Consider the following 25,008-nt stretch of genomic DNA (forward strand, 5'->3'; position numbering starts at 1 on the left):
CTAAAGGGAAAGGCAAGCAAAATCCTTTTCTTGTAATAAAAAATTAGATATAATATACGATACAAAGGAAGTAGTAAGAATGTATCGTGTTATAGAAATGTATGGGGATTTTGAACCGTGGTGGTTCATAGAAGGTTGGGAAGAAGATGTCATCATGAGTCAATCTTTTGACAAGTATTATGATGCTCTAAAATATTATAAATCATGCTGGTTTGAGCTGGAAAAGAAGAATCCTCTTTATAAAAGTCGGAGTGATTTGATGACTATTTTTTGGGATCCTGCCGACCAACGCTGGTGTGATGAGTGTGATGAGTATTTGCAACAGTACCATTCTTTGGCACTGTTGCAGGATGAGCAAGTCATCCCCGATGAAAAGCTACGTCCAGGCTACGAAAAACAAACAGGTCAAGAAAAACACCGTTCTTGCCGCATGAAATGGAGATAAAAAAGTAACTTTTTAAGTTGCTTTTTTTATTTTTTGCGAATAGTTAGATAAGGAGGGCGGTATGGTACAAGAAATTGCACAGAAAATTATTGCTACTGCGAAAGAAAAGAAGGCCCAGGATATCTATTTTATCCCCAAGGAAAAGTCCTACGAACTTCACATGCGGGTTGGAGATGAACGGTGTCTAGTTGACTCCTATGAGTTTGATATTTTAGCTGCAGTGATTAGTCATTTCAAGTTTGTGGCGGGTATGAATGTAGGGGAGAAGAGACGTAGTCAGCTGGGATCTTGCGACTATCAGCATGGGGAGAAGGTGTCTTCTCTGCGTTTGTCCACCGTAGGAGATTATCGGGGACATGAGAGTTTGGTTATTCGTTTGTTGCACGACGAAGAGCAGGACCTGCATTTCTGGTTTCAGGATATGAACGAACTGGGCGAGCAGTACAGGCAACGGGGGCTCTATCTCTTTGCTGGCCCAGTCGGAAGTGGCAAGACGACCTTGATGCACGAATTGGCCAAGTCACTTTTTAAGGGGCAGCAGGTCATGTCCATTGAAGATCCTGTTGAGATTAAGCAGGAAGACATGCTCCAGTTGCAGTTGAATGAAGCGATTGGCTTGACCTATGAAAATCTCATCAAACTGTCTCTCCGGCATCGTCCTGACCTCTTGATTATCGGTGAAATTCGTGACAGCGAGACGGCGCGTGCGGTTGTCAGAGCCAGTTTGACAGGTGCGACGGTCTTTTCAACCATTCATGCCAAGAGTATCCGAGGTGTTTATGAACGCCTTCTGGAGTTGGGTGTGACGGAGGAGGAATTAGCAGTTGTTCTGCAAGGAGTCTGCTACCAGAGATTAATTGGGAGAGGAGGAATCGTTGACTTTGCAAACAAAGACTTTCAAGAACACCAGCCAACCAGCTGGAATGCGCAGATTGACCAGCTTCTTAAAGAAGGACATATCACAAGTCTTCAGGCTGAAACGGAAAAAATTAGCTATAGTTAAGCAGAAGAAAATCATCACCCTGTTTAACAACCTCTTTTCCAGTGGCTTTCATTTGGTGGAAATTATTTCCTTTTTGGGCAGAAGTGCCCTGCTGGAAAAGGACTATGTGGCCCAGATGCACCAAGGATTGTCTCAGGGGAAATCTTTCTCAGAGATGATGGACAGTTTGGGCTTTTCAAGTGCTATTGTGACCCAATTATCTCTAGCTGAAGTTCATGGGAATCTCCATCTGAGTCTGGGGAAGATAGAAGAATATCTGGATAATTTGGCCAAGGTCAAGAAAAAGTTAATCGAAGTAGCGACCTATCCTTTGATTTTGCTGGGATTTCTCCTGCTAATCATGTTGGGGCTCAGGAATTATTTGCTCCCCCAACTGGACAGTAGCAATATTGCCACTCAAATCATCGGCAATCTGCCACAAATATTTCTAGGACTAGTGTTGGTTTGCTCTCTATCTTTGCTTTTAGCCCTCACTTTTTACAAAAGAAGTTCCAAGATGCGGGTCTTCTCGATGTTAGCGCGGATTCCCTTTCTAGGAATCTTTGTCCAGACCTATCTGACGGCCTATTACGCGCGTGAATGGGGCAATATGATTTCGCAGGGAATGGAGCTGACGCAGATTTTTCAGATCATGCAGGAACAAGGTTCTCAGCTCTTTAAAGAAATCGGTCAAGATTTGGCTCAAGCCCTGCAAAATGGTCGGGAATTTTCTCAAACCATAGCGACCTATCCTTTCTTTAAAAAGGAGTTGAGTCTCATCATCGAGTATGGGGAAGTCAAGTCCAAGCTGGGGAGTGAGTTGGAAATCTATGCGGAAAAAACTTGGGAAGCTTTTTTTACCCGAGTTAATCGTACCATGAATCTGGTACAGCCACTGGTTTTTATCTTTGTGGCCCTGATTATCGTTTTACTTTATGCGGCAATGCTTATGCCCATGTATCAAAATATGGAGGTAAATTTTTAAAATGAAAAAACTCATGACAAATTTAAAAAAAGCCAAGGTTAAAGCTTTCACTTTGGTAGAAATGTTAGTGGTTTTGCTTATCATCAGTGTTCTTCTCTTGCTCTTTGTGCCCAATTTGACCAAGCAAAAGGATGCCGTAGATGATAAAGGAAAAGCTGCTGTTGTCAAGGTCGTAGAAAGCCAGGCAGAGCTCTATAGTCTGGACAAGAATGAAGATGCTAGCCTTAGCAAATTACAAGCAGACGGTCGTATCACAGCTGAGCAAGCTAAAGCTTATAAAGACTACCATGCAAAACAAAAAACAAGTCAAACTGTTGCAGATTAAGGCCTTTACCATGCTGGAAAGTCTCTTGGTTTTGGGACTTGTGAGTATCGTTGCCTTGGGCTTGTCTGGTTCTGTTCAATCCACTTTTACAGCGGTAGAGGAGCAGATTTTCTTTATGGAGTTTGAAGAACTCTATCGGGAAACACAAAAACGCAGTGTAGCCAGTCAGCAAAAGACCAGCTTGAACTTAGATGGACAGACGATCAGTAATGGCAGTCAAAAGTTGACAGTTCCTAAAGGAATTCAGGCACCATCAGGACAAAGCATTATATTTGACCGAGCTGGGGGCAATTCGTCCCTGGCTAAGGTTGAATTTCAGACCAGTAAAGGAGCGATTCGCTATCAATTATATCTAGGAAATGGAAAAATTAAACGAACTAAGGAAACAAAAAATTAAGGCAGTAATCTTACTAGAAGCAGTAGTAGCTTTGGCTGTGTTTGCCAGCATTGCGACCCTTCTTTTGGGACAAATCCAGAAAAATAGACAAGAAGAGGCAGAAATCTTGCAAAAGGAAGAAGTCTTGCGTGTGGCGAAGATGGCCTTGCAAACAGGTCAAAATCAAGTGAGGGTAAATGGAGTGGAAATCCAGGTATTTGCTAGTGAGAAAGGATTGGAGGTCTACCATGGTTCATCGAAGTTGCTGGATCTTAAAGAGCAGTAAGGTAAGAGCTTTCACTCTTTTAGAATCTCTGATTGCCCTTATCGTCATTAGCGGAGGCTTGCTCCTTTTTCAAGCTATGAGTCAGCTCCTCATTTTAGAAGTTCGTTACCAGCAGCAAAGCGAGCAAAAGGAGTGGCTCTTGTTTGTGGATCAACTGGAGGTAGAGTTAGAGCGTTCGCAGTTTGAAAAGGTAGAAGGCAATCGCCTCTATTTAAAACAGGATGGTAAGGATATCTCTATATGGAAGTCTAAATCGGATGATTTTCGAAAAACGGATACCAGCGGACGGGGCTACCAACCTATGGTTTATGGACTCAAATCAGCTCAAATTACAGAGGAAAATCAATTGGTTCGCTTTCGTTTCCAATTTCAAAAGGGCTTAGAAAGGGAGTTCATCTATCGTGTGGAAAAAACAAAAAGTTAAGGCAGGCGTTCTTTTATATGCAGTCACCATGGCAGCCATTTTTAGCCTTTTGTTGCAGTTTTATTTAAATCGGCAAGTAGCCCATCACAAAGACTTTGCCCTAAACAAAGAAAAGTTGGCAGCTTTTGCCATGGCCAAGCGAAGTAAGGATAAGGCTGAGCAAGAAAGTGGGGAACGAGTCTTTAACTTAGGAAAAGTCAAGTATCAAAATACGAAAACAGGTTTTGCAACAAGTGTTCGTATGAATAAGGGCAATTATGAATTTCTCTTTCCTCCGCTGAAAACCCAAGAAAAGAAAACAGCTAAAAAGGAAGAGGTAGCGACTGATTCAAGCAATCAAGCAGGGAAGAAAAAATCAGAAGAAAAGCCTGAAAAGAAAGATAATTCCTAGTAAATTCAACTACTTTGTGCTAAACTAAAAACATGAAACACGATTTTAACCACAAAGCAGAAACCTTTGATTCCCCTAAAAATATCTTCCTTGCAAATTTGGCTTGTCAAGCGGTCGAGAAACAGATTGCTCTTCTATCAGACACGGAAATATTGGACTTTGGTGGTGGGACGGGTCTATTAGCCTTGCCCCTAGCCAAGCAGGCCAAGTCAGTTACCCTTGTAGACATTTCAGAGAAAATGCTGGAGCAAGCCCGTTTGAAAGCAGAGCAACAAGACATCAAGAATATCCAGTTTTTGGAGCAGGATTTACTGGCAAATCCCTTGGAACAGCAATTTGACCTGATTGTTGTCAGTCGGGTTCTTCATCATATGCCTGATCTAGATGCAACTCTTGCCATGTTTTACCATCACCTTAGGGAGAATGGACAAGTTCTCATCGCTGATTTTGTCAAGACAGATACCAACCATCATGGTTTTGATTTAGCTGAACTGGAAAATAAGTTAATTCAGCAGGTTTTTTCATCTGTGCATAGTCAGATTCTCTATAGCGCTGAAGACTTGTTTCAAGGAAATTATGCAGAGCTCTTTTTAACTGTAGCCCAAAAATCACTCGCTGACTAAAGCAGTGATTTTTTCTCTTCAGATGGAAAAAATAAGGGAATTTTGATAAGATAGGAATATGGATTTTGAAAAAATTGAACAAGCTTATACGTATTTACTAGAGAATGTCCAAGTCATCCAAAGTGATTTGGTAACCAACTTTTATGATGCCTTAGTAGAGCAAAATAGTATCTACCTAGATGGCGAGACCAAACTAGAGCAGGTCAAGGAGAACAATCAAGCCCTTAAGCGCCTAGCACTTCGTAAGGAAGAGTGGCTCAAGACCTACCAGTTTCTCTTGATGAAGGCAGGACAAACGGAGCCTTTACAGGCCAATCACCAGTTTACGCCGGATGCCATTGCCCTCCTCTTGGTACTTGTTGTAGAAGAGTTGCTTCATAAAGAGGAAATTAGCATCCTCGAAATAGGCTCTGGTATGGGCATTTTGGGGGCTACTTTCTTGACTTCCCTCTCTAAAAAAGTAGATTACTTGGGAATCGAAGTGGATGACTTGCTGATTGATTTGGCAGCAAGTATGTCAGATGTGATTGGTTTACAGGCTGGTTTTGTTCAAGGAGATGCCGTTCGTCCGCAAATGCTTAAAGAAAGCGACGTGGTCATCAGTGACTTGCCTGTAGGCTATTACCCAGACGATGCCATCGCTTCGCGCTATCAAGTTGCTTCTAGTCAAGAGCATACCTATGCCCACCATTTGCTGATGGAACAAGGTCTCAAGTACCTTAAGTCAGATGGCTATGCTATTTTTCTAGCTCCGAGTGATTTATTGACCAGTCCTCAAAGTGACTTATTAAAAGGGTGGCTCAAAGACGAAGTGAGTCTGGCTGCTATCATCGCTCTGCCAGAGGATATTTTCTCAACTGCAAGCCAAGCTAAAAGTATTTTTGTCTTACAGAAGAAAAGAGACAAGGAAATAGAACCCTTTGTTTACCCTCTTACTAGCTTGCAAGATCCGTCAGTTTTGTTGACCTTTAAAGAAAATTTTCAAAATTGGAGCAAAGGTACTGAAATATAAAAGAGATTTTGTTATAATAGATGAAAACGCTTAAAAAGAGGTATCATCTTATGACAAAAACAATTGCAATCAATGCAGGAAGCTCAAGCTTGAAATGGCAACTTTATCAAATGCCAGAAGAGAAAGTTTTGGCTAAAGGCTTGATTGAACGTATTGGATTGAAAGATTCAATTTCAACAGTAAAATTTGACGGTCGTTCGGAACAACAAATTCTTGATATTGAAGACCACACACAAGCCGTTAAAATTTTATTGGATGACTTGATTCGTTTTGATATTATCAAAGGGTACGATGAGATTACAGGTGTCGGACACCGCGTCGTTGCAGGTGGTGAATATTTCAAGGAATCAACAGTTGTTGAGGGAGATGTGTTAGAAAAAGTTGAGGAATTGGGACTCTTGGCTCCTCTTCACAATCCAGCTAACGCAGCTGGAATTCGCGCATTTAAGGAATTGCTTCCAGATATTACCAGTGTTGTCGTATTTGATACCTCATTCCACACAACCATGCCAGAGAAGGCTTATCGCTACCCTCTACCAACTAAATACTACACAGATAACAAGGTTCGTAAATATGGTGCCCACGGGACAAGCCACCAGTTTGTCGCAGGAGAAGCAGCGAAACTTTTGGGCCGTCCTCTAGAAGACTTGAAATTGATTACCTGCCATATTGGTAACGGGGCTTCTATCACAGCTGTTAAGGGTGGGAAGTCTGTGGATACTTCTATGGGATTCACACCACTTGGAGGTGTGATGATGGGAACTCGTACAGGAGATATTGACCCTGCTATCATCCCTTATCTCATGCAATATACAGAGGATTTCAATACCCCTGAAGATATTAGTCGCGTTCTCAATCGTGAATCAGGGCTCATGGGAGTTTCTGGCCAGTCAAGCGATATGCGTGATGTGATTGCTGCCATGGAAGCAGGAGACCATGATGCGACTTTGGCTTATGAAATGTATGTTGATCGTATCCAAAAACATATCGGTCAATACCTTGCAGTCCTAAATGGAGCAGATGCGATTATCTTCACAGCAGGTATCGGTGAAAATGCAGCTTTGGTTCGTGAGGATGTCATTTCAGGTATCTCTTGGTTTGGTTGTGATGTGGATCCAGAAAAGAACGTCTTTGGCGTAACGGGAGACATCTCAACTGACGCAGCGAAAATCCGTGTCTTGGTTATTCCAACAGATGAAGAATTGGTGATTGCACGCGATGTTGAACGCTTGAAAAAATAAGTAAATACACGTAAAATTTGATTGTAAAAAGAAGTTGGGAAAGAGATTTTCCAGCTTTTTTTATGTAGAAAATGTCTAAAACCTTGCTGTTATTGGCTTTTTCAAAAAATATGGTATAATAGTAGTAATTTAATAGATGGAGTTGAGTTTTGAAGAAAAGCTTTCGTGTAAAAAGAGAGAAAGATTTTAAGGCGATTTTCAAGGACGGAACAAGTTTTGCCAATCGAAAATTTGTTGTCTACCAATTGGAAAACCAGCAAAACCATTTTCGAGTAGGACTGTCCGTCAGCAAAAAGCTGGGGAATGCAGTTACCAGAAATCAAATTAAGAGACGAATCCGGCACATTCTACAAAGTGTAAAAGGGAGTTTAGTAGAGCATGTTGATTTTGTCGTGATTGCCCGAAAAGGGGTGGAAACCTTGGAATATGCAGAGATGGAGAAAAACCTACTCCACGTATTAAAGTTATCAAAGATTTACCAGGAAGGAAATGGGAGTGAAAAAGAAACTACAGTTGACTAGTTTGTTGGGCTTGTCCTTGTTTATCATGACAGCCTGTGCAACAAATGGTACAGCTAGCGATATAACAGCAGATTCGACAGACTTTTGGAGTAAATTCGTCTATTTTTTTGCTGAAATTATCCGCTTTTTGTCCTTTGACATTAGTATCGGAGTGGGGATTATTCTCTTCACGATTTTGATCCGGACGATTTTATTGCCGGTCTTTCAGACACAGATGGTTGCCTCTAGAAAAATGCAAGAGGCTCAACCGCGCATCAAGGCTTTGCGAGAGCAATATCCGGGTCGTGATATGGAAAGTAGAACCCAGCTAGACCAGGAGATGCGTAAGGTTTATAAAGAGTTAGGAATCAAACATTCATCCTCTCTCTGGCCGATTTTAATACAAATGCCGGTTCTCTTGGCACTCTTTCAAGCCTTGAGTCGAGTAGACTTTTTGAAAACAGGTCACTTTTTATGGATTAATTTGGGAGGAGTAGATACAAGTTTTGTCCTTCCAATTTTGGCGGCAGTCTTTACCTTCTTGAGTAGCTGGTTATCAAATAAAGCTTTGTCCGAAAAAAGTGGAGCTACGACAGGGATGATGTATGGTATGCCTGTATTGATCTTTGTTTTTGCTATCTCCGCCCCAAGTGGTGTAGCCTTGTACTGGGCCGTATCCAATGCTTACCAAGTTTTGCAAACCTATTTCTTGAACAATCCTTTCAAGATTATTGCTGAAAGAGAAGCAGTGGCGCAAGCAGAAAAAGATTTAGAAGGCAAGAAGAGAAGAGCTTTGAAAAAAGCACAGAAAAAGAAAAAATAAGGAGGAATCTGATAATGGTATTATTTACAGGTTCAACGGTTGAAGAAGCAATCCAAAAAGGATTGAAAGAATTAGACATTCCAAGAATGAAGGCCCACATCAAGGTCATTTCTAAAGAGAAAAAAGGATTCTTAGGCTTGTTTGGTAAGAAGCCGGCTCAAGTTGATATCGAAGCTATTAGTGAAACGACAGTGATCAAAGCCAATCAGCAGGCCATTAAAGGGGTTCCAAAAGAAGTCAATGAAAAAAATGAACCCGTGAAAACAGTAAGTGAAGCAACTGTTGATTTGGGGCATGTAGTTGAAGCGATTAAGAAGATTGAAGAAGAAGGTCAAGGTGTTTCTGAAGAGGTCAAGGCTGAAATCCTGAAAAATGAAAAACATGCCAGCACGATTTTGGAAGAAACAGGTCATATTTCAATTTTAAATGATTTGGAACCAGAGGATACTGCCGAGGAAGTGGAATCTGCTCCAGAAAAAGAAACTGAAAGGCAGGAAGCAACAAGCCAATCTTTGGAAGATTTAGGCTTGAAAGTAGAACCAAGTTATGACATCGAACAAGTGGCAACTGAAGTAGCTAACTACGTTCAAACCATTGTAGATGATATGGATGTTGAAGGGACGATTTCAAGCGACTACAATCGCCGCACTATCAATCTTCAAATTGACACTAATGAACCAGGTCGTATTATCGGCTACCACGGAAAAGTCTTGAAAGCTCTTCAACTGTTAGCGCAAAATTACCTTTATAATCGCTATTCAAGAACCTTCTATATCACGATCAATGTCAATGATTACGTTGAACACCGTGCAGAAGTCTTGCAAACCTACGCTCAAAAATTGGCGACTCGCGTTTTAGAAGAAGGACGTAGCCAACAAACTGATCCAATGTCAAATAGCGAACGCAAGATTATCCATCGCATTATTTCACGCATGGATGGTGTGACGAGTTACTCTGAAGGTGACGAGCCAAATCGCTATGTTGTCGTAGACGCAGAATAAGCAAAGCAAAATCAGGTTCATCCTGATTTTTTGCTAGGAAAGGAAAGATTCAGATATGCTGAAAGCAGTTAGAGAATACCTATCATTTGAAGGGGTCCAGTACCGTAATCCTGATAAAGCTGGCGATGAAAGAGAAAAGATGTTGGACTTGCGGCAAAAAGGTCAAGAGGCTCGGAAGTCTTTTACAGAATTGGCCAAAACCTTTCAAGCTAGTCATCCAGAATGGCAACTTCAACAGACTAGTCAGTGGATGAACCAAGCGCAACGCTTGCGACCGCATTTCTGGGCCTATCTACAGAGAGACGGACAAGTGACAGAACCTATGATGGCTCTTCGTTTATATGGAACACCTGCTAATTATGGGATTTCTTTGGAAGTCAGTTTCATCGAGCGCAAGAAAGACGAGCAGACTTTAGACAAGCAAGCCAAGGTTTTAGAACTTCCAGCGGTAGAAGGAATTTATTATCTAGTCTACTCAAATGGGGAAAGTCATAAGGTGGAGGCTACTGAGGAGAATCGTCGTACTTTACGCGAGAAGGTGAGAAGTCAGGAAGTCCGTAAAGTTTTGGTTAAGGCAGATGTTTCCTTCATTGCAAATCAGTCAGTAGAAGCGATATTGGAGAAGCTAGAAGAGGCTTATGCGCGCTTGCTTCCGTACTATGAAGTGACGAGGGAATAGAAAATCAAATGTGTTAGATGAACGCAAATTGTTTTATTGCTATTCTATGCATTTTTTCATATAATAGTAAAATAGGATGTGTGATTTATTAATCACCTCAAAGAGAAAGGAAATTCTATGTCAAATCTATCTGTTAATGCAATTCGTTTTCTAGGTATTGACGCCATCAACAAAGCAAACTCAGGTCACCCAGGGGTGGTTATGGGGGCTGCTCCTATGGCCTATAGCCTCTTTACAAAGCAACTTCGTATCAATCCAGCTCAACCAAACTGGATCAACCGCGATCGCTTTATTCTTTCAGCAGGACACGGCTCTATGCTTCTTTATGCCCTTCTTCACCTTTCTGGTTTTGAAGATGTTAGCATGGAAGAAGTCAAGAACTTCCGCCAATGGGGTTCAAAAACACCAGGTCACCCAGAATTTGGACATACAGCAGGGATTGACGCTACAACTGGTCCTCTAGGTCAAGGGATTTCTACTGCTACTGGTTTTGCCCAAGCAGAACGTTTCCTTGCAGCGAAGTATAACCGCGAAGGTTTCAATATCTTTGACCACTACACTTATGTAATTTGTGGAGATGGTGACTTGATGGAAGGTGTCTCAAGTGAGGCGGCTTCATACGCAGGTCTGCAAAAACTCGACAAGTTGGTGGTTCTTTATGATTCAAATGACATTAACTTGGATGGTGAGACAAAGGATTCCTTTACTGAAAGTGTTCGTGATCGCTACAATGCCTACGGCTGGCATACAGCCTTGGTTGAAGATGGAACAGACTTGGAAGCAATCCATGCTGCTATCGAAACAGCTAAAGCTTCAGGAAAACCATCTTTGATTGAAGTGAAGACTGTGATTGGATACGGTTCTCCAAATAAACAAGGAACGAATGCGGTACACGGTGCTCCTCTTGGAGCAGATGAAACTGCAGCAACTCGCCAGGCTCTCGGTTGGGACTATGAACCATTTGAAATCCCAGATCAAGTTTATGCTGATTTCAAGGAAAATGTTGCAGACCGTGGTGCATCAGCTTATCAAGCTTGGACAAAATTGGTTGCTGACTATAAAGAGGCTCATCCAGAACTGGCTGCAGAAGTAGAAGCCATCATCGACGGCCGTGACCCAGTTGAAGTGACTCCAGCAGACTTCCCAGCCTTAGAAAATGGTTTCTCTCAAGCAACTCGTAACTCAAGTCAAGATGCTTTGAACGTTGTCGCTGCCAAGTTGCCAACTTTCCTAGGTGGATCAGCTGACCTCGCTCACTCAAACATGACTTACATCAAAACGGATGGACTTCAAGATGACGCTAATCGCTTGAACCGCAACATTCAGTTTGGTGTTCGTGAATTTGCAATGGGAACGATCTTGAACGGGATGGCCCTTCACGGTGGACTTCGTGTATACGGTGGTACTTTCTTCGTCTTCTCTGACTATGTGAAAGCAGCTGTCCGCTTGTCAGCCTTGCAAGGACTTCCTGTGACTTATGTCTTTACCCACGATTCGATTGCAGTTGGTGAAGATGGTCCAACTCACGAACCAGTTGAACACTTAGCAGGTCTCCGTGCTATGCCAAATCTGAATGTTTTCCGCCCAGCAGATGCGCGTGAAACTCAAGCGGCTTGGTACCTTGCCGTGACAAGCGAAAAAACACCAACTGCCCTTGTCTTAACACGTCAAAACTTGACTGTCGAAGAGGGAACAGACTTTGATAAAGTTGCGAAAGGTGCTTATGTTGTCTATGAAAATGCAGCAGACTTTGATACGATCTTGATTGCAACAGGTTCAGAGGTGAATTTGGCGGTCGCAGCTGCCAAAGAATTGGCTAGCCAAGGGGCAAAAGTCCGTGTAGTTAGCATGCCATCAACAGATGTCTTTGACGCACAAGATGCAGCATACAAGGAAGAAATCCTTCCAAATGCAGTTCGCCGTCGTGTTGCAGTCGAAATGGGTGCAACTCAAAACTGGTACAAATATGTTGGTCTTGATGGTGCCGTTCTTGGTATTGATACCTTTGGAGCATCTGCCCCAGCACCAAAAGTATTGGCGGAGTATGGATTTACAGTTGAAAATCTAGTCAAAGTCGTTCAAAACTTGAAATAATCACAAAAATCAGAGTGAAAACTCTGATTTTTTATAACCATAAAAACAAGGCACAACCTTGTAAAAGTAGCTGAAATTTGATATAGTAGTCCTATGTAAAATACAAAGGAGAAAATACTATGGAAAATATTAGTCCAAATTTAACATTTTTGATCATGCTTGTAGGTATGTTTGCCTTGATGTTCTTTATGCAACGTTCTCAAAAGAAACAAGCACAAAAGCGTATGGAAAGCTTGAACAAGCTTCAAAAAGGCTATGAAGTCATTACAATTGGTGGACTTTACGGAACAGTGGATGAAGTAGATACTGAGAAAGGTACAATCGTACTGGATGTAGATGGGGTTTATTTGACCTTTGAATTGGCTGCGATCAAGACCGTTTTGCCACTCAAAGAAGCTGTGACACCAGAAGGAACAGTTGTTGACGAAGGCGGAGCAATCGAAGAATAAAACGGGACCTGTCACTCCCGTTTTTCTATGAGACAAGAGGAAAAGGGATGAAAAAAATAGTATTTGTTTGCTTAGGAAATATTTGCCGAAGTCCCATGGCAGAGTTTGTGATGAAGTCCATGACGAGCGCTTACCAAGTCGAGAGTCGTGCAACGTCATCATGGGAACATGGCAATCCGATTCATAAGGGAACGCAAGGAATTTTCCAGCAATATCAGATCCCGTATGACAAAGATAAAACATCGCTTCAGATTGGCAGAGAAGACTTTGAATCGTTTGATTACATTATCGGTATGGATGCTTCAAACCTTTCAGATCTGCGTCACATGTGTCCTCAGGAACTACAGTACAAAATTTACTCTTTTGCATCTGAAAGTGTCCCAGATCCTTGGTATACAGGAGATTTTGAGGAAACCTATACTCGTATCACAAGTGGATGTCAAAGCTGGCTAGATCGATTAGAAAATGAGAGTGACAATGGAAAAGCTTAAACAATTTTATGAGAAGTGTAGAGTTTACCTGACTCGTCCTAGGTTAGAGCTCGTTGCAGTAGTTGTAATGGCACTCTGTGCTCTTTCGGTATTTCTGCTAAATACGCCTAAAAAGGGTGTCCTGAAACTTGATGGTGGAGCTCTTGTTTATGATGGCACCTTGGTACGAGGGAAAATGAATGGTCAAGGAACCCTGACCTTTGAAAATGGAGACCAATATACAGGTGATTTCAATAATGGAGCCTTTAATGGAAAAGGGACTTTCCAATCAAAAGATGGCTGGAAATACGAGGGTGATTTTGTAAATGGCCAGGCTGAAGGTCAAGGGAAGTTGACAACAGAGCAAGAAGTTGTTTATGAAGGAACCTTTAAACAAGGCGTTTTTCAGCAAAAACAGTAGTCTCCAAGTTAGGAGACTATTTTTCAAAATCAGGGAGAAAGCGCTTTCCACGCTTGAATTCGATAAATAACTATTAACTAGAAAAACTTTGTGAAATAAAAAAATTTTCTCCATAATTTCACAATCGTCCAGACAAAACTCTATTGCGTAGCTATATTGAGAAAAAAATCACAATCTCGGAAAAATTCTTTGTGAAATACTTATGAAACTGTTTACAAAGCATAAAAAAAGAGTTATAATAAACTTGTGAAAAAATTAACAAAGGATAACATCCTTAAAGGCTATGGAGGATAATATGGCTGATAAAAAAACAGTAACACCAGAGGAAAAACAACTTGCTGCTGAAAAGCATGTCGATGGTCTCGTGAAAAAAGCCTTGGTTGCGCTTGATGAAATGCGCAAGTTGAACCAAGAGCAAGTTGACTATATCGTGGCAAAAGCTTCGGTTGCAGCACTTGACGCACACGGTATCCTTGCACAACACGCAGTTGAAGAAACTGGTCGTGGAGTATTTGAAGACAAGGCGACAAAAAACCTATTTGCCTGCGAACACGTAGTGAACAATATGCGTGGAGTTAAAACAGTTGGAGTTATTGAAGATGATCCAATTACAGGTTTGACAAAGATTGCGGAGCCTGTAGGGGTAATCTGTGGTGTCACTCCGACAACAAACCCAACTTCAACAGCGATTTTCAAATCACTCATTGCTTTGAAAACACGTAACCCAATCGTTTTTGCCTTCCACCCATCTGCTCAAGAATCATCAGCTCACGCAGCACAAATCGTTCGCGATGCAGCGATTGCAGCTGGTGCTCCTGAGAACTGTGTGCAATGGATTACAAAGCCATCTATGGAAGCAACTGGAGCGCTTATGAACCACGAAGGTGTTGCGACTATCCTCGCAACTGGTGGGAATGCCATGGTTAAAGCTGCATACTCATGTGGAAAACCAGCTCTTGGGGTAGGTGCCGGAAACGTTCCTGCCTATGTAGAAAAATCTGCTGACCTTCGTCAAGCTGCTCATGACATCGTTATGTCTAAATCATTTGATAATGGGATGGTCTGTGCATCAGAACAAGCGGTTATCATTGATAAAGAAGTATATGACGAATTTGTAGAAGAATTCAAATCATATCACACTTACTTTGTAAACAAAAAAGAAAAAGCCCTTCTTGAAGAATTCTGTTTCGGTGTGAAAGCTAACAGCAAAAACTGTGCAGGTGCTAAACTAAATGCAAACATCGTTGGTAAACCAGCAGCATGGATTGCTGAACAAGCAGGATTTAGCGTTCCAGAAGGAACAAACATCTTGGCTGCAGAATGTGCAGAAGTAGGACCAAAAGAACCATTGACTCGTGAAAAATTGTCACCAGTTATCGCTGTCCTAAAAGCTGAAGATACAGAAGACGGTCTTAAAAAAGCTCGTCAAATGGTTGAGTTTAACGGACTTGGTCACTCAGCAGCCATCCATACAAAAGACGAAGCTCTTGCTAAACGCTTTGGTACAGAAATCAAAGCTATGCGTATTATCTGGAACTCTCCATCTACTTTCGGTGGTATCGGTGACGTATACAATGCCTTCATTCCATCATTGACACTTGGATGTGGTTCATATGGACACAACTCAGTCGGTGATAACGTGAGTGCGATCAACCTTCTAAACATCAAGAAAGTAGGGAAACGTAGAAATAATATGCAGTGGTTTAAAGTTCCTTCAAAAATTTACTTCGAACGCAATTCTATCCAATACCTTCAAACATGTGAAGATATTGAACGCGTTATGATTGTTACAGACAAATCGATCGAAAAACTTGGTTTTGTTCAACGCATTATTGACCAATTGAACAAACGCAGCAACCGTGTAACTGTCCAAGTCTTCTCAGACGTTGAACCAGACCCAGATATCACAACTGTAGAACGTGGTACTGAAGTAATGAGAGCATTTGAACCAGACACAATCATCGCTCTTGGTGGTGGTTCTCCAATGGATGCAGCGAAAGTAATGTGGCTCTTCTACGAACAACCACAAATCGACTTCCGTGACTTGGTTCAAAAATTCATGGATATCCGTAAACGGGCCTTCCGCTTCCCATCACTTGGTAAAAAAGCGAAATACATTGGTATTCCAACAACTTCAGGTACAGGTTCAGAAGTAACACCATTTGCCGTTATCTCTGATAAGAAAAACAATCGTAAATACCCATTGGCTGACTACTCATTGACACCAACTATTGCGATTGTTGACCCTGCTTTGGTTGAGTCAGTTCCAGACTTCATCGCTGCGGACACAGGTATGGACGTCTTGACTCACGCGACTGAAGCCTACACTTCAAACTTTGCTAACGACTACACAGACGGTATCGCCCTTCAAACAATCAAACTTGTCTTTGAATGGTTGGAAAAATCTGTTAAGACAGCTGATCCAGAAGCTCGCGAAAAAATGCACAATGCATCTACAATGGCTGGTATGGCCTTTGCCAATGCCTTCCTTGGTATGAGCCACTCAATGGCCCACAAGATCGGTGCGGTTCACCATACTGTTCACGGACGTACAAACGCAATCTTGCTTCCATACGTTATCCGTTACAATGGTACTCGCCCATCTAAGACGACTACATGGCCTAAGTATAACTACTGGAAAGCTGACGAAAAATTCCAAGATATTGCTAGAATGCTTGGATTGCCTCACTCAACTCCAGAAGAAGCGGTTGAAGCGTATGCTAAAGCAGTTTACGATCTTGGTGAAGCAGTTGGAATCACAATGAACTTCAAAGGCTTTGGAATCGATGAAAAAGCTTGGAAAGACAGCTTGCATGAAATTGCCTTGCTTGCTTATGAAGACCAATGTTCACCTGCTAACCCTCGCTTGCCAATGGTAGCTGACATGGAAGAAATCATGGCAGATGCTTACTATGGCTATGCAGAACGTCCAGGACGTCGCAAATAATCGTTTATCAGCCTAGAGACAGGAGTTATCCTGTCTCTTTTTTGTGAAACTGGAGTATTGAGAATAGTTTTAAGTTTTCTATTTTCGTTTTTTATCAAATACTTTATCATCAAATTGTTCAGCTAGTATAGTTGCTGAGTGATAAAGTTCCTTTGCTTTATTTTTATCATTTTCAAAATAAAGATAGCACTTAGCTTCAAATACTGAAATTCCAGGTTTATAGACTTGCAACATTGTTACTGATAAAATTTCATTCATCTTTTTTACTAGAGATATCATATGCTTATAGTCATTATGAACAACATAAACACCCGCTATGGCACAAAGAACTGATAGTAGCTCTACATTATACATTTCATCACTAACTAATTGCTGTTTCAACAACTTAATCCGAAAATCATCTAATGCTCTCTTCTATAAATCAAGTCTTGACATTGCATAGCAAAATAATCAATTAATAGTAAATCATTGAATGTGTAAACTTGCTTTAGTGTTACTTGCTTAAAATAATCATCAAAAATATCTTCAGCGAAACTACCTGTCCCTGTTCTTATCAAGTCTAATATTCTTTCAATCAAGTCTAGACTCAGCAACTCTTCCTCAGGAAGAGCTAGTTCTTTATTTTCAAGAAAAGTATCTATCGGAACTTCTAATCGCTTAGATAAATATTGTAACTTAGTAATTGTTGGCAAGGATTGCCCAAGCTCAGTACGCATCAGCTGTTTGATTATTAAGTCAGCTTCTGTCCACAGACCTCTTCTCTCATCAATTTGTGACGTTCACGTTCCTGTCTTACTCTATGACCAATTTCAGTTTTAATATCTGTTGTCATTCTTACCTCTTAACCACAATCTATAAATTAACATACTTTTAATTCTTCGGCTAAAAATTAACAATAATTCTTTTTCAAATCCGTCATATTATTTTCTAAAACTTGGATGTCTTGGCTGACTTTGAGAATGACAATGCTGCCTTGAATACTGGAGATGACTTGACGGGCCTGCAACTGCGCCCGCTCTTCTGACCAGTCAGCATGCAGGTCTTGCAAGAGGCTGGCTAACTTCTCTGTCCATTGGGTCATAAAATCATTGAGAGGACAGCGGAAGTTCTCATCTTCTGTGGACAATTCCACAATCAGATTACCAATTGGGCAACCATAAAAGACCGTCTGACTTTCATGAAATTGACAAACCCAGTCAATCATATCCGAAAACTTGTCACTGTCAGACTTGTCTGCTTCAAAAATATCTTCAAAAAGCTCTTTTCGCCAATTTGCTAAAATATCTTGAATGACCGTCAAACCAATTTCCTTCTTAGATTTGAAATAATAATAAAGCTGTCCCTTGCCAACATCAGCTGCCTCCATGATGTCACTGATGGAGGTGGCCACATAACCCTTCTGATAAATCAATTCCTCAGCACTTTGTAAAATACGCTCTTTAACGCTCATCTACTCACCTCTCTTTTTTCCTATTATAGCAGATTCAGAGTCTGAGACCAAACAATTGAAACCACCTCCTTTTGCCACTGTTTTATCATTAAAATTTTTTGTTCTGAGCAAATTAATTTACAAATTCAATTTTAGATGTTATTATAATTGTACCGAATGGTCAGTATATAACTAAAACTACCATTTGGAAAATCATCAAACTAACAGTCTAAATTCCTATTGGCTGTTAATCAAATCATATTAGGAGGAACCTCATGTTCAATCAGAAAAATGTCGCATTTGTTATCACAGACCCACAAGTTGAATTCCTAAAACATCCTGGTAAAGGATTCGGAGCAACTAAAGACGTTCTTGAAAAAGTTAATACTATTGAAAATCTGACAAAGCTTTTCGCTCTTGCTCAAGAGCGTGGCTACAAGCGTTTTATCTCACCGCACTACTTCTATCCACACGATCACAAGTGGCAATTTAAAGCTGCTGGTGAAACGATGATGATTGAAAACGAAATGTTTTGGCGTGATAGCCAGTATTCAGCAATTCCAGAAGGCTCTGGAGCAGATATGATTGAAGAGATTAAACCATTTTTGGATGAAGATACTATTGTTGTCAACGGACATAAAATCTTTGGCCCAGAAAGCAACGATCTTAACCTTCAACTCCGCAAAAATGGTATCGACACCGTCATCTTGGCTGGTATGAATGCTAATCTCTGCGTGGATTCACACATGCGTGAACTCATAGAATTAGGTTACAATGTCATTGTTGTTAACGATGCTGTCGGTGCTCCAGGTGAAGAAGCCTACCAAGCTGCCCTGACAAACTATGGCTACATTGCCAACCAAGTTTTGACAACTGAGGAAGTTATCGCTCAACTTTAGAAAAAGGAAAGTTGCAAATGACTATGTAGACAAAGAAAGACAGCGGTATAGGCTTTCAAAGGAGAAAGGGAAATAAGCGAGATATAGACAAAAAACAATGCCCATACTTGCAATTCAACTTAAATAGTTATATAATAGGTTTGTTGAAAGGTGATTTGTAGTGATTCAAGTTACTCTTTTCACAATAAAATTTTCATGATTTTCATAAGGAGGAAATCACTAATGGTAGTTAAAGTTGGTATTAACGGTTTCGGACGTATCGGTCGTCTTGCTTTCCGCCGTATCCAAAACGTAGAAGGTGTTGAAGTTACTCGCATCAACGACCTTACAGATCCAGTTATGCTTGCACACTTGTTGAAATACGACACAACTCAAGGTCGTTTCGACGGTACTGTAGAAGTTAAAGAAGGTGGATTTGAAGTTAACGGTAAATTCGTTAAAGTTTCTGCTGAACGTGATCCAGAACAAATCGACTGGGCTACTGACGGTGTAGAAATCGTTCTTGAAGCAACTGGTTTCTTTGCTAAGAAAGCAGCGGCTGAAAAACACTTGCACGCTGGAGGAGCTAAAAAAGTTGTTATCACTGCTCCTGGTGGAAACGATGTTAAAACAGTTGTATTTAACACTAACCACGACGTTCTTGACGGTACTGAAACAGTTATCTCAGGTGCTTCGTGTACTACAAACTGCTTGGCTCCAATGGCTAAAGCTCTTCAAGACAACTTCGGTGTTGTAGAAGGATTGATGACTACTATCCACGCTTACACTGGTGACCAAATGATCCTTGACGGACCACACCGTGGTGGTGACCTTCGCCGTGCTCGCGCTGGTGCTGTAAACATCGTTCCTAACTCAACTGGTGCTGCAAAAGCTATCGGTCTTGTAATCCCAGAATTGAACGGTAAATTGGACGGAGCTGCTCAACGTGTTCCTGTTCCAGCAGGTTCTGTAACTGAGTTGGTAGCAGTTCTTGAAAAGAGCGTTACTGTTGACGAAGTGAACGCAGCTATGAAAGCAGCTTCAAACGAATCATACGGATACACTGAAGATCCAATCGTATCTTCAGATATCCTAGGTATGTCTTACGGTTCATTGTTTGACGCAACTCAAACTAAAGTTCTTGACGTTGACGGCAAACAATTGGTTAAAGTTGTATCATGGTACGACAACGAAATGTCATACACTGCACAACTTGTACGTACTCTTGAATACTTTGCAAAAATCGCTAAATAATTCATGAGTTGATAAAAGCAAGACTAATAGGTCTTGCTTTTTCTATTTTTAGATAAAACAAAATGGATGATTTAGCGGTCATCCATTCTTTTTTAATTCTCTCTCAAATGTATCAGAAAGAGCAGTGAAGCTTAATTTCTCTAAAGTAAGCGGATGGGTAAAGGAAAGTCGAAAGGCGTGGAGCATAAGCCGGCTTGTCTTTGATTTACTATAATAGAGAGGGTCGCCCAGGATAGGGTGCTTATGATGAGAGAGATGAACACGGATTTGATGGGTTCGACCTGTCTTTAGCTTGCAACGAACAAGAGAAGTCTTATTAGGAAATTGTTTTAATCGGCTTACCTGAGTTTCAGCATATTGCCCACTTTTGGCGTCCACCACTCGTTTTCGGCGATCATGACGATCGCGACCGATTTTATCTCGGAAGATAAGTTCTTTACTCCCTACTTGCCCTTCTATAAGTGCCCAGTACTCACGAGCGATTTCCTTTTTCTCCAACAAACGATTGAGAATGGGTAAGATAAAAGGATTTTTAGCAAAAAGCACTAAACCGCTTGTTTCCATATCCAGGCGATGAACGACATAACAGGTTTGGCCAACGTAGGCAGAGACATGGTTGAGTAGGGCAATTTCATCTGGTTGATTACCGTGTGTTTTCATGCCTTCGGGTTTGTTGACAACAATGAGATGTTGATCTTGATAAACTTCTTGAACGAGGTCTGGCTTGCCCCCAAAAATTTCCTTTGGGGGATAATCTTCCTCGTCAAAAGTCAATTGGCAAATATCCCCTGGTTTGACCATCTCGTTCCAGTGAACTTCTTCGTGGTTCATTAAGATGTTCTTCTTGATTCTCAAAAAATGGCGGATTTTTCTAGGGATGAGGAGTTGTTCCTCTAGAAATTGTTTGACCGTCATTTGAGGCAAGGATTCGGGTAATGTAAATGTGAATTGCATACAGATATTGTAACAAAAAAAGCCCTATTTGGATAGGGAGTAGCTAAATTCTTGAGTTCCTATGGTGAAGATGATAAAATAAACGCATGAAATTAGATAAATTATTTGAGAAGTTTCTTTCTCTCTTTAAAAAAGAAACGAATGAATCAGTGGAGTCTGATTCGACTAGTATGCGTCGTTCACAGAGCGATAGAAAAAAATTGTCCCAAGTAGGCCCAATTCGGAAATTTTGGCGTCGTTATCATCTGACAAAAATCGTCATCATTTTAGGGTTAAGTACAGGTTTACTGGTAGGAACCTACTTGTTTGCGATAGCCAAGTCTACCAATGTCAATGACTTGCAAAATGCCCTGAAAACGCGAACTCTGATTTTTGACCGCGAAGAAAAAGAGGCAGGAGCCCTATCAGGTCAAAAGGGAACCTATGTTGAACTGACAGATATCAGTAAAGACTTGCAGAATGCTGTCGTCGCGACAGAGGACCGTTCCTTTTATAAAAATGATGGGATTAACTACGGTCGTTTCTTTCTAGCCATCCTTACAGCAGGTCGTTCTGGAGGGGGGTCTACCATCACTCAACAGTTGGCGAAAAATGCCTATCTTTCCCAGGACCAGACCGTTGAACGGAAGGCCAAGGAGTTTTTCCTTGCCTTAGAGTTGACCAAGAAATACAGCAAGGAGCAAATCCTTACTATGTACCTCAATAACGCCTACTTTGGGAATGGGGTATGGGGTGTTGAAGATGCAAGTAAGAAATATTTCGGTGTATCGGCTTCACAACTAACGCTTGATCAGGCGGCCACTCTAGCAGGGATGCTCAAGGGACCAGAATTGTATAATCCATTAAATTCTGTTGAAACTTCGACCAACCGTAGGGATACTGTTTTGCAAAATATGGTTGCAGCGGGCTATATTGATAAAAATCAAGAAACCGAAGCGGCTGGAGTAGATATGGCTTCTCAACTGCAAGATAAGTATGAAGGTAAGGTTTCAGATTATCGTTACCCGTCCTATTTTGATGCAGTTGTCAACGAAGCGGTTTCCAAGTACAATCTCACAGAAGAAGAGATTGTCAACAATGGCTATCGAATCTACACAGAGCTTGACCAAAACTACCAAGCAAACATGCAGGTTATTTACGAAAACACTGCGCTATTTCCAACGGCAGAAGATGGAACGCATGCCGAATCAGGTAGTGTTGCTCTAGAGCCTAAAACGGGTGGAGTGCGTGGAGTTGTTGGTCGTGTAGCTGGGGATGACAAACCAGGTTTCCGTAATTTTAACTATGCCACTCAGTCTAAGCGTAGCCCAGGATCGACGATTAAGCCTTTGGTCGTTTACACTCCAGCTGTAGAAGCGGGATGGGCCTTGAACAAGCAACTGGATAATCATACGATGCAGTACAACAGTTATCAAGTAGACAACTATGCGGGCATTAAGACTTCTCCTGAAGTACCTATGTATCAGGCCTTGGCGGAATCACTTAACCTACCAGCAGTTGCGACTGTAAATGAATTAGGTATTGACAAAGCTTTTGACGCTGGAGAGAGATTTGGTCTAAATATGGAGAAAGTTGACCGCGTTCTCGGAGTTGCCCTAGGTGGAGGTGTGGAAACGAATCCTCTCCAGCTGGCGCAAGCCTATGCAGCCTTTGCCAATGGAGGTCTCATGCCTGAAGCGCATTTCATCACTCGTATTGAAAATGCCAGCGGTCAGGTCATCAAGAGTCATAAAAACTCCCAAAAACGAGTGATTGATAAGTCGGTAGCCGATAAGATGACCAGTATGATGCTAGGAACATTTACCAATGGTACAGGAATTAGTTCGTCACCAGCGGATTACGTTATGGCTGGTAAAACAGGTACGACTGAAGCTGTTTTCAACCCAGAATATACCAGTGACCAGTGGGTGATCGGCTATACTCCAGATGTTGTAATTAGCCACTGGCTCGGCTTCCCAACAACAGATGAGAATCATTATCTAGCAGGTTCGACCTCAAATGGAGCAGCCCATGTCTTTAGAAGTATGGCTAATACCATTTTGCCTTACACTCCAGGTAGCACTTTTACAGTTGAGAATGCTTATAAACAAAATGGGATTGAACCAGAAAATACGAAAAAGCAGGTTGCTGAAAATGAGACAAACCAGTCTGAGGACCCGATAGGAGATATTCGTAGTCGTGCACAAAATCTTGTAGATGAAGCAGGGCGTGCGATTTCAGAAGCTAAAATAAAAGAAAAAGCCCAGACAATATGGGACTCAATCCTTAATCTATTTCGTTAAGAGGCTTGTCAAAGCCCAGGTTTCTTGTTATAATAGATAAGATGGAGGCGTTATGGCACTAAAAAAAGCAAGCCTAGCTTGTGCAGTTTGTGGTTCAAGGAATTACTCAATCAAAATCAGTGGGAACCCCAAGCCAACACGACTAGAAGTAAATAAATTTTGTAAACATTGTGGAAAATATACGACACATAGAGAAACGAGATAGGAGAGAACGATGGGTTTTATTAAGGATATTTTTAAACTTCTTAAAGAAACAACTTGGCCAACTCGCAAAGAAAGCTGGAGAGATTTTCGCTCTATTATGGAATACACTGCCTTCTTTGTGGTCATCATTTATATTTTTGACCAGTTGATTGTTTCAGGTTTGATTCGATTTATTAACATTTTTTAGAAGAAAAGCGGAGAACTTCTGCTAGCTTTCTTCTATTATGAAAGGAAATATCATGGATAGTTTTGACAAGGGATGGTTTGTTCTACAAACTTATTCTGGCTATGAAAATAAGGTAAAAGAAAATCTATTGCAACGTGCACAAACTTATAACATGTTGGACAATATTCTACGCGTTGAGATTCCAACACAAACTGTGCAAGTTGAGAAAAATGGAAAGAAAAAAGAAATTGAAGAGAATCGCTTTCCGGGTTATGTCCTTGTAGAAATGGTCATGACCGATGAAGCATGGTTCGTCGTTCGAAACACACCTAACGTAACAGGATTCGTCGGCTCACACGGTAACAGATCAAAACCAACTCCACTATTGGAACAAGAAATCCGTGATATTCTGGTTTCAATGGGACAAACTGTTCAAGAGTTCGATATTGATGTTGAAGTTGGCCAGACAGTCCGCATCATTGATGGCGCTTTTGCAGACTACACAGGGAAAATTACTGAAATTGATAACAACAAAGTGAAGATGATTATCTCTATGTTTGGTAATGATACGATTGCAGAAGTGAATCTCAACCAAATTGCAGAATTATAACCCCAGAGAGGCTTTGCCTCTCTTTTATGTGTCGTTGAGGGAGAAAGAAGTATAGAATAGAGGAAGTAGACCCAGGGGCTCGCGCATTTTGCTAAACTAAATGCAGAAAGGAGAGGTCTATGAATCTAAAAGACTTATATGAAGAAAGTAAGGGAATCGTCCATAAGTGTCGCAAAGATTATCATTTGCATCTGTGGGAGAAAGAGGACTGGGACCAGGAAGGCATGTTATGTCTGTATGAGCTGGTGAGTCGCAACCCAGAGTTACTAGAGGGCGAGCGCCATCAACTATATGTCTGCTTTAAAACAAAATTTAGAAATCGTATTCTAGATTACATCCGTAAACAGGAAAGTCACAAGCGCCGTTTTGACAAAGAACCCTATGAAGAGGTGAGTGAGATTAGCCATCGTCTAGGAGAAAAAGGACTCAGGCTGGACGATTATTATCTCTTTCACGAACTTCTAAAGAATTACAAATCAAAACAGAGTGTGGAAAAACAAGAATTAATAGACCGTCTCATGGGAGGGGAAGTCTTTAGAGGACGTAAAGCTCTCCTGAGAGAACTTTCCCCTATCTTTTCAGAATTTCGGTAAAGATGAAAAAAGTTCTTGACAAAGGTAAAAAAGTAGGTATAATAGAAAGAGTTGAAAAGCTCAAGGTCCGTTGGTCAAGGGGTTAAGACACCGCCTTTTCACGGCGGTAACACGGGTTCGAATCCCGTACGGACTATGGTGTATTGCGGTTAAAAAAACTTGAA

General features: G+C 41.2%; 31 protein-coding genes and 1 tRNA gene. 28 read left to right on the forward strand and 4 right to left on the reverse strand.

Annotation, left to right across the window (positions count from 1 at the left end):
* Positions 1–79: 79 nt before the first annotated feature.
* From TZ92_RS00110 to adhE, 20 genes are all read left to right on the forward strand, one after another.
* Positions 80–445 carry a DUF1033 family protein gene (locus tag TZ92_RS00110; protein WP_000286399.1) on the forward strand — a complete coding sequence of 122 codons (366 nt, stop codon included), beginning with the start codon at positions 80–82 and terminating at the stop codon, positions 443–445.
* A gap of 61 nt (positions 446–506) precedes the next feature.
* Positions 507–1,448 carry a competence type IV pilus ATPase ComGA gene (comGA, locus tag TZ92_RS00115; RefSeq protein ID WP_033629236.1) on the forward strand — a complete coding sequence of 314 codons (942 nt, stop codon included), beginning with the start codon at positions 507–509 and terminating at the stop codon, positions 1,446–1,448.
* On the forward strand, positions 1,369–2,412 hold the full coding sequence (gene comGB, locus TZ92_RS00120; RefSeq protein ID WP_071788239.1) for a competence type IV pilus assembly protein ComGB: 1,044 nt from the start codon (positions 1,369–1,371) through the stop codon (positions 2,410–2,412). Before comGA ends, comGB begins: the two co-directional genes overlap by 80 nt.
* A 1-nt stretch (position 2,413) precedes the next feature.
* Positions 2,414–2,737 (forward strand): competence type IV pilus major pilin ComGC, encoded by a 324-nt coding sequence (gene comGC / locus TZ92_RS00125; RefSeq protein WP_000735800.1) that lies wholly within the window; start codon positions 2,414–2,416, stop codon positions 2,735–2,737.
* Positions 2,700–3,134, forward strand: a complete 435-nt coding sequence (gene comGD, locus TZ92_RS00130; RefSeq protein WP_033629238.1) for a competence type IV pilus minor pilin ComGD — start codon at positions 2,700–2,702, stop codon at positions 3,132–3,134. The genes comGC and comGD overlap by 38 nt, the downstream gene beginning before the upstream one ends.
* Positions 3,097–3,399: a competence type IV pilus minor pilin ComGE gene (gene comGE, locus TZ92_RS00135; RefSeq protein ID WP_045594352.1), complete on the forward strand. Its 303-nt coding sequence runs from the start codon at positions 3,097–3,099 to the stop codon at positions 3,397–3,399. Before comGD ends, comGE begins: the two co-directional genes overlap by 38 nt.
* Positions 3,362–3,823, forward strand: coding sequence for a competence type IV pilus minor pilin ComGF (gene comGF, locus TZ92_RS00140; protein WP_033629239.1), 462 nt, complete (start codon positions 3,362–3,364; stop codon positions 3,821–3,823). Before comGE ends, comGF begins: the two co-directional genes overlap by 38 nt.
* On the forward strand, positions 3,801–4,214 hold the full coding sequence (gene comGG, locus TZ92_RS00145) for a competence type IV pilus minor pilin ComGG (protein ID WP_033629241.1): 414 nt from the start codon (positions 3,801–3,803) through the stop codon (positions 4,212–4,214). Before comGF ends, comGG begins: the two co-directional genes overlap by 23 nt.
* A 32-nt stretch (positions 4,215–4,246) precedes the next feature.
* Positions 4,247–4,837, forward strand: coding sequence for a class I SAM-dependent methyltransferase (locus tag TZ92_RS00150; protein ID WP_033629242.1), 591 nt, complete (start codon positions 4,247–4,249; stop codon positions 4,835–4,837).
* 58 nt (positions 4,838–4,895) lie between these two features.
* Entirely contained in the window at positions 4,896–5,849 is a 954-nt protein-coding gene (locus TZ92_RS00155) for a class I SAM-dependent methyltransferase (protein WP_033629243.1), read from the forward strand.
* Between the two features lie 50 nt (positions 5,850–5,899).
* On the forward strand, positions 5,900–7,090 hold the full coding sequence (locus TZ92_RS00160) for an acetate kinase (protein ID WP_000167790.1): 1,191 nt from the start codon (positions 5,900–5,902) through the stop codon (positions 7,088–7,090).
* 149 nt (positions 7,091–7,239) lie between these two features.
* Positions 7,240–7,611, forward strand: a complete 372-nt coding sequence (gene rnpA / locus TZ92_RS00165; protein WP_000748120.1) for a ribonuclease P protein component — start codon at positions 7,240–7,242, stop codon at positions 7,609–7,611.
* Positions 7,586–8,413, forward strand: coding sequence for a membrane protein insertase YidC (locus TZ92_RS00170; protein ID WP_000728099.1), 828 nt, complete (start codon positions 7,586–7,588; stop codon positions 8,411–8,413). The genes rnpA and TZ92_RS00170 overlap by 26 nt, the downstream gene beginning before the upstream one ends.
* Before the next feature lie 14 nt (positions 8,414–8,427).
* A complete protein-coding gene (jag, locus tag TZ92_RS00175) occupies positions 8,428–9,414 on the forward strand; it encodes an RNA-binding cell elongation regulator Jag/EloR (protein ID WP_033629245.1) in 987 nt (328 codons plus the stop codon).
* Between the two features lie 55 nt (positions 9,415–9,469).
* Positions 9,470–10,093: a hypothetical protein gene (locus TZ92_RS00180; RefSeq protein WP_033629247.1), complete on the forward strand. Its 624-nt coding sequence runs from the start codon at positions 9,470–9,472 to the stop codon at positions 10,091–10,093.
* 117 nt (positions 10,094–10,210) lie between these two features.
* Positions 10,211–12,187 (forward strand): transketolase, encoded by a 1,977-nt coding sequence (gene tkt / locus TZ92_RS00185; RefSeq protein ID WP_033629249.1) that lies wholly within the window; start codon positions 10,211–10,213, stop codon positions 12,185–12,187.
* A 128-nt stretch (positions 12,188–12,315) separates the two neighbouring features.
* Positions 12,316–12,636 carry a preprotein translocase subunit YajC gene (gene yajC, locus TZ92_RS00190; protein ID WP_025168800.1) on the forward strand — a complete coding sequence of 107 codons (321 nt, stop codon included), beginning with the start codon at positions 12,316–12,318 and terminating at the stop codon, positions 12,634–12,636.
* A gap of 47 nt (positions 12,637–12,683) precedes the next feature.
* Positions 12,684–13,127, forward strand: coding sequence for a low molecular weight protein-tyrosine-phosphatase (locus TZ92_RS00195; RefSeq protein WP_033629251.1), 444 nt, complete (start codon positions 12,684–12,686; stop codon positions 13,125–13,127).
* A complete protein-coding gene (locus TZ92_RS00200; protein ID WP_033629253.1) occupies positions 13,114–13,527 on the forward strand; it encodes an MORN repeat-containing protein in 414 nt (137 codons plus the stop codon). Before TZ92_RS00195 ends, TZ92_RS00200 begins: the two co-directional genes overlap by 14 nt.
* Positions 13,528–13,822: 295 nt before the next feature.
* A complete protein-coding gene (adhE, locus tag TZ92_RS00205) occupies positions 13,823–16,474 on the forward strand; it encodes a bifunctional acetaldehyde-CoA/alcohol dehydrogenase (protein ID WP_000763996.1) in 2,652 nt (883 codons plus the stop codon).
* 78 nt (positions 16,475–16,552) lie between these two features.
* On the opposite strand, the gene TZ92_RS10280 is transcribed toward adhE, so the two are convergent.
* The 3 genes from TZ92_RS10280 to TZ92_RS00220 all read right to left on the reverse strand — a co-directional run bounded on the left by TZ92_RS10280 (position 16,553) and on the right by TZ92_RS00220 (position 17,924).
* Entirely contained in the window at positions 16,553–16,855 is a 303-nt protein-coding gene (locus tag TZ92_RS10280; protein WP_258010506.1) for a hypothetical protein, read from the reverse strand.
* A gap of 20 nt (positions 16,856–16,875) precedes the next feature.
* Complete coding sequence (locus TZ92_RS10285; protein WP_002880183.1) at positions 16,876–17,190, reverse strand: hypothetical protein; 315 nt, start codon at positions 17,188–17,190, stop codon at positions 16,876–16,878.
* Between the two features lie 173 nt (positions 17,191–17,363).
* Positions 17,364–17,924 (reverse strand): TetR/AcrR family transcriptional regulator, encoded by a 561-nt coding sequence (locus TZ92_RS00220; RefSeq protein WP_000111607.1) that lies wholly within the window; start codon positions 17,922–17,924, stop codon positions 17,364–17,366.
* A gap of 254 nt (positions 17,925–18,178) precedes the next feature.
* Here TZ92_RS00220 and TZ92_RS00225 point away from each other — a divergent pair, with 254 nt between their 5' ends.
* Together TZ92_RS00225 and gap are read left to right on the forward strand one after the other, a co-directional pair.
* Positions 18,179–18,802 (forward strand): cysteine hydrolase family protein, encoded by a 624-nt coding sequence (locus tag TZ92_RS00225; RefSeq protein ID WP_000483064.1) that lies wholly within the window; start codon positions 18,179–18,181, stop codon positions 18,800–18,802.
* Between the two features lie 222 nt (positions 18,803–19,024).
* A complete protein-coding gene (gene gap, locus TZ92_RS00230) occupies positions 19,025–20,035 on the forward strand; it encodes a type I glyceraldehyde-3-phosphate dehydrogenase (RefSeq protein WP_033629255.1) in 1,011 nt (336 codons plus the stop codon).
* Positions 20,036–20,113: 78 nt separating this feature from the next.
* On the opposite strand, the gene TZ92_RS00235 is transcribed toward gap, so the two are convergent.
* Positions 20,114–20,989, reverse strand: a complete 876-nt coding sequence (locus tag TZ92_RS00235) for an RluA family pseudouridine synthase (protein WP_080702621.1) — start codon at positions 20,987–20,989, stop codon at positions 20,114–20,116.
* Positions 20,990–21,075: 86 nt separating this feature from the next.
* Between TZ92_RS00235 and pbp2a the strand changes: the two genes are divergently transcribed.
* The 6 genes from pbp2a to TZ92_RS00265 all read left to right on the forward strand — a co-directional run bounded on the left by pbp2a (position 21,076) and on the right by TZ92_RS00265 (position 24,980).
* A complete protein-coding gene (pbp2a, locus tag TZ92_RS00240) occupies positions 21,076–23,271 on the forward strand; it encodes a penicillin-binding protein PBP2A (protein ID WP_033629260.1) in 2,196 nt (731 codons plus the stop codon).
* Between the two features lie 52 nt (positions 23,272–23,323).
* Complete coding sequence (gene rpmG / locus TZ92_RS00245; protein ID WP_001809375.1) at positions 23,324–23,476, forward strand: 50S ribosomal protein L33; 153 nt, start codon at positions 23,324–23,326, stop codon at positions 23,474–23,476.
* Between the two features lie 9 nt (positions 23,477–23,485).
* Positions 23,486–23,662, forward strand: coding sequence for a preprotein translocase subunit SecE (gene secE / locus TZ92_RS00250; RefSeq protein ID WP_000505776.1), 177 nt, complete (start codon positions 23,486–23,488; stop codon positions 23,660–23,662).
* Positions 23,663–23,714: 52 nt separating this feature from the next.
* Entirely contained in the window at positions 23,715–24,251 is a 537-nt protein-coding gene (gene nusG / locus TZ92_RS00255) for a transcription termination/antitermination protein NusG (RefSeq protein WP_000376728.1), read from the forward strand.
* A gap of 119 nt (positions 24,252–24,370) precedes the next feature.
* Positions 24,371–24,844, forward strand: a complete 474-nt coding sequence (locus TZ92_RS00260) for a hypothetical protein (protein ID WP_033629262.1) — start codon at positions 24,371–24,373, stop codon at positions 24,842–24,844.
* A 64-nt stretch (positions 24,845–24,908) separates the two neighbouring features.
* Positions 24,909–24,980: transfer RNA gene (locus tag TZ92_RS00265), tRNA-Glu, on the forward strand.
* Positions 24,981–25,008 lie beyond the last annotated feature (28 nt).

Source organism: Streptococcus oralis subsp. oralis, from assembly GCF_000960035.1.
Lineage (GTDB): Bacteria > Bacillota > Bacilli > Lactobacillales > Streptococcaceae > Streptococcus > Streptococcus oralis_G.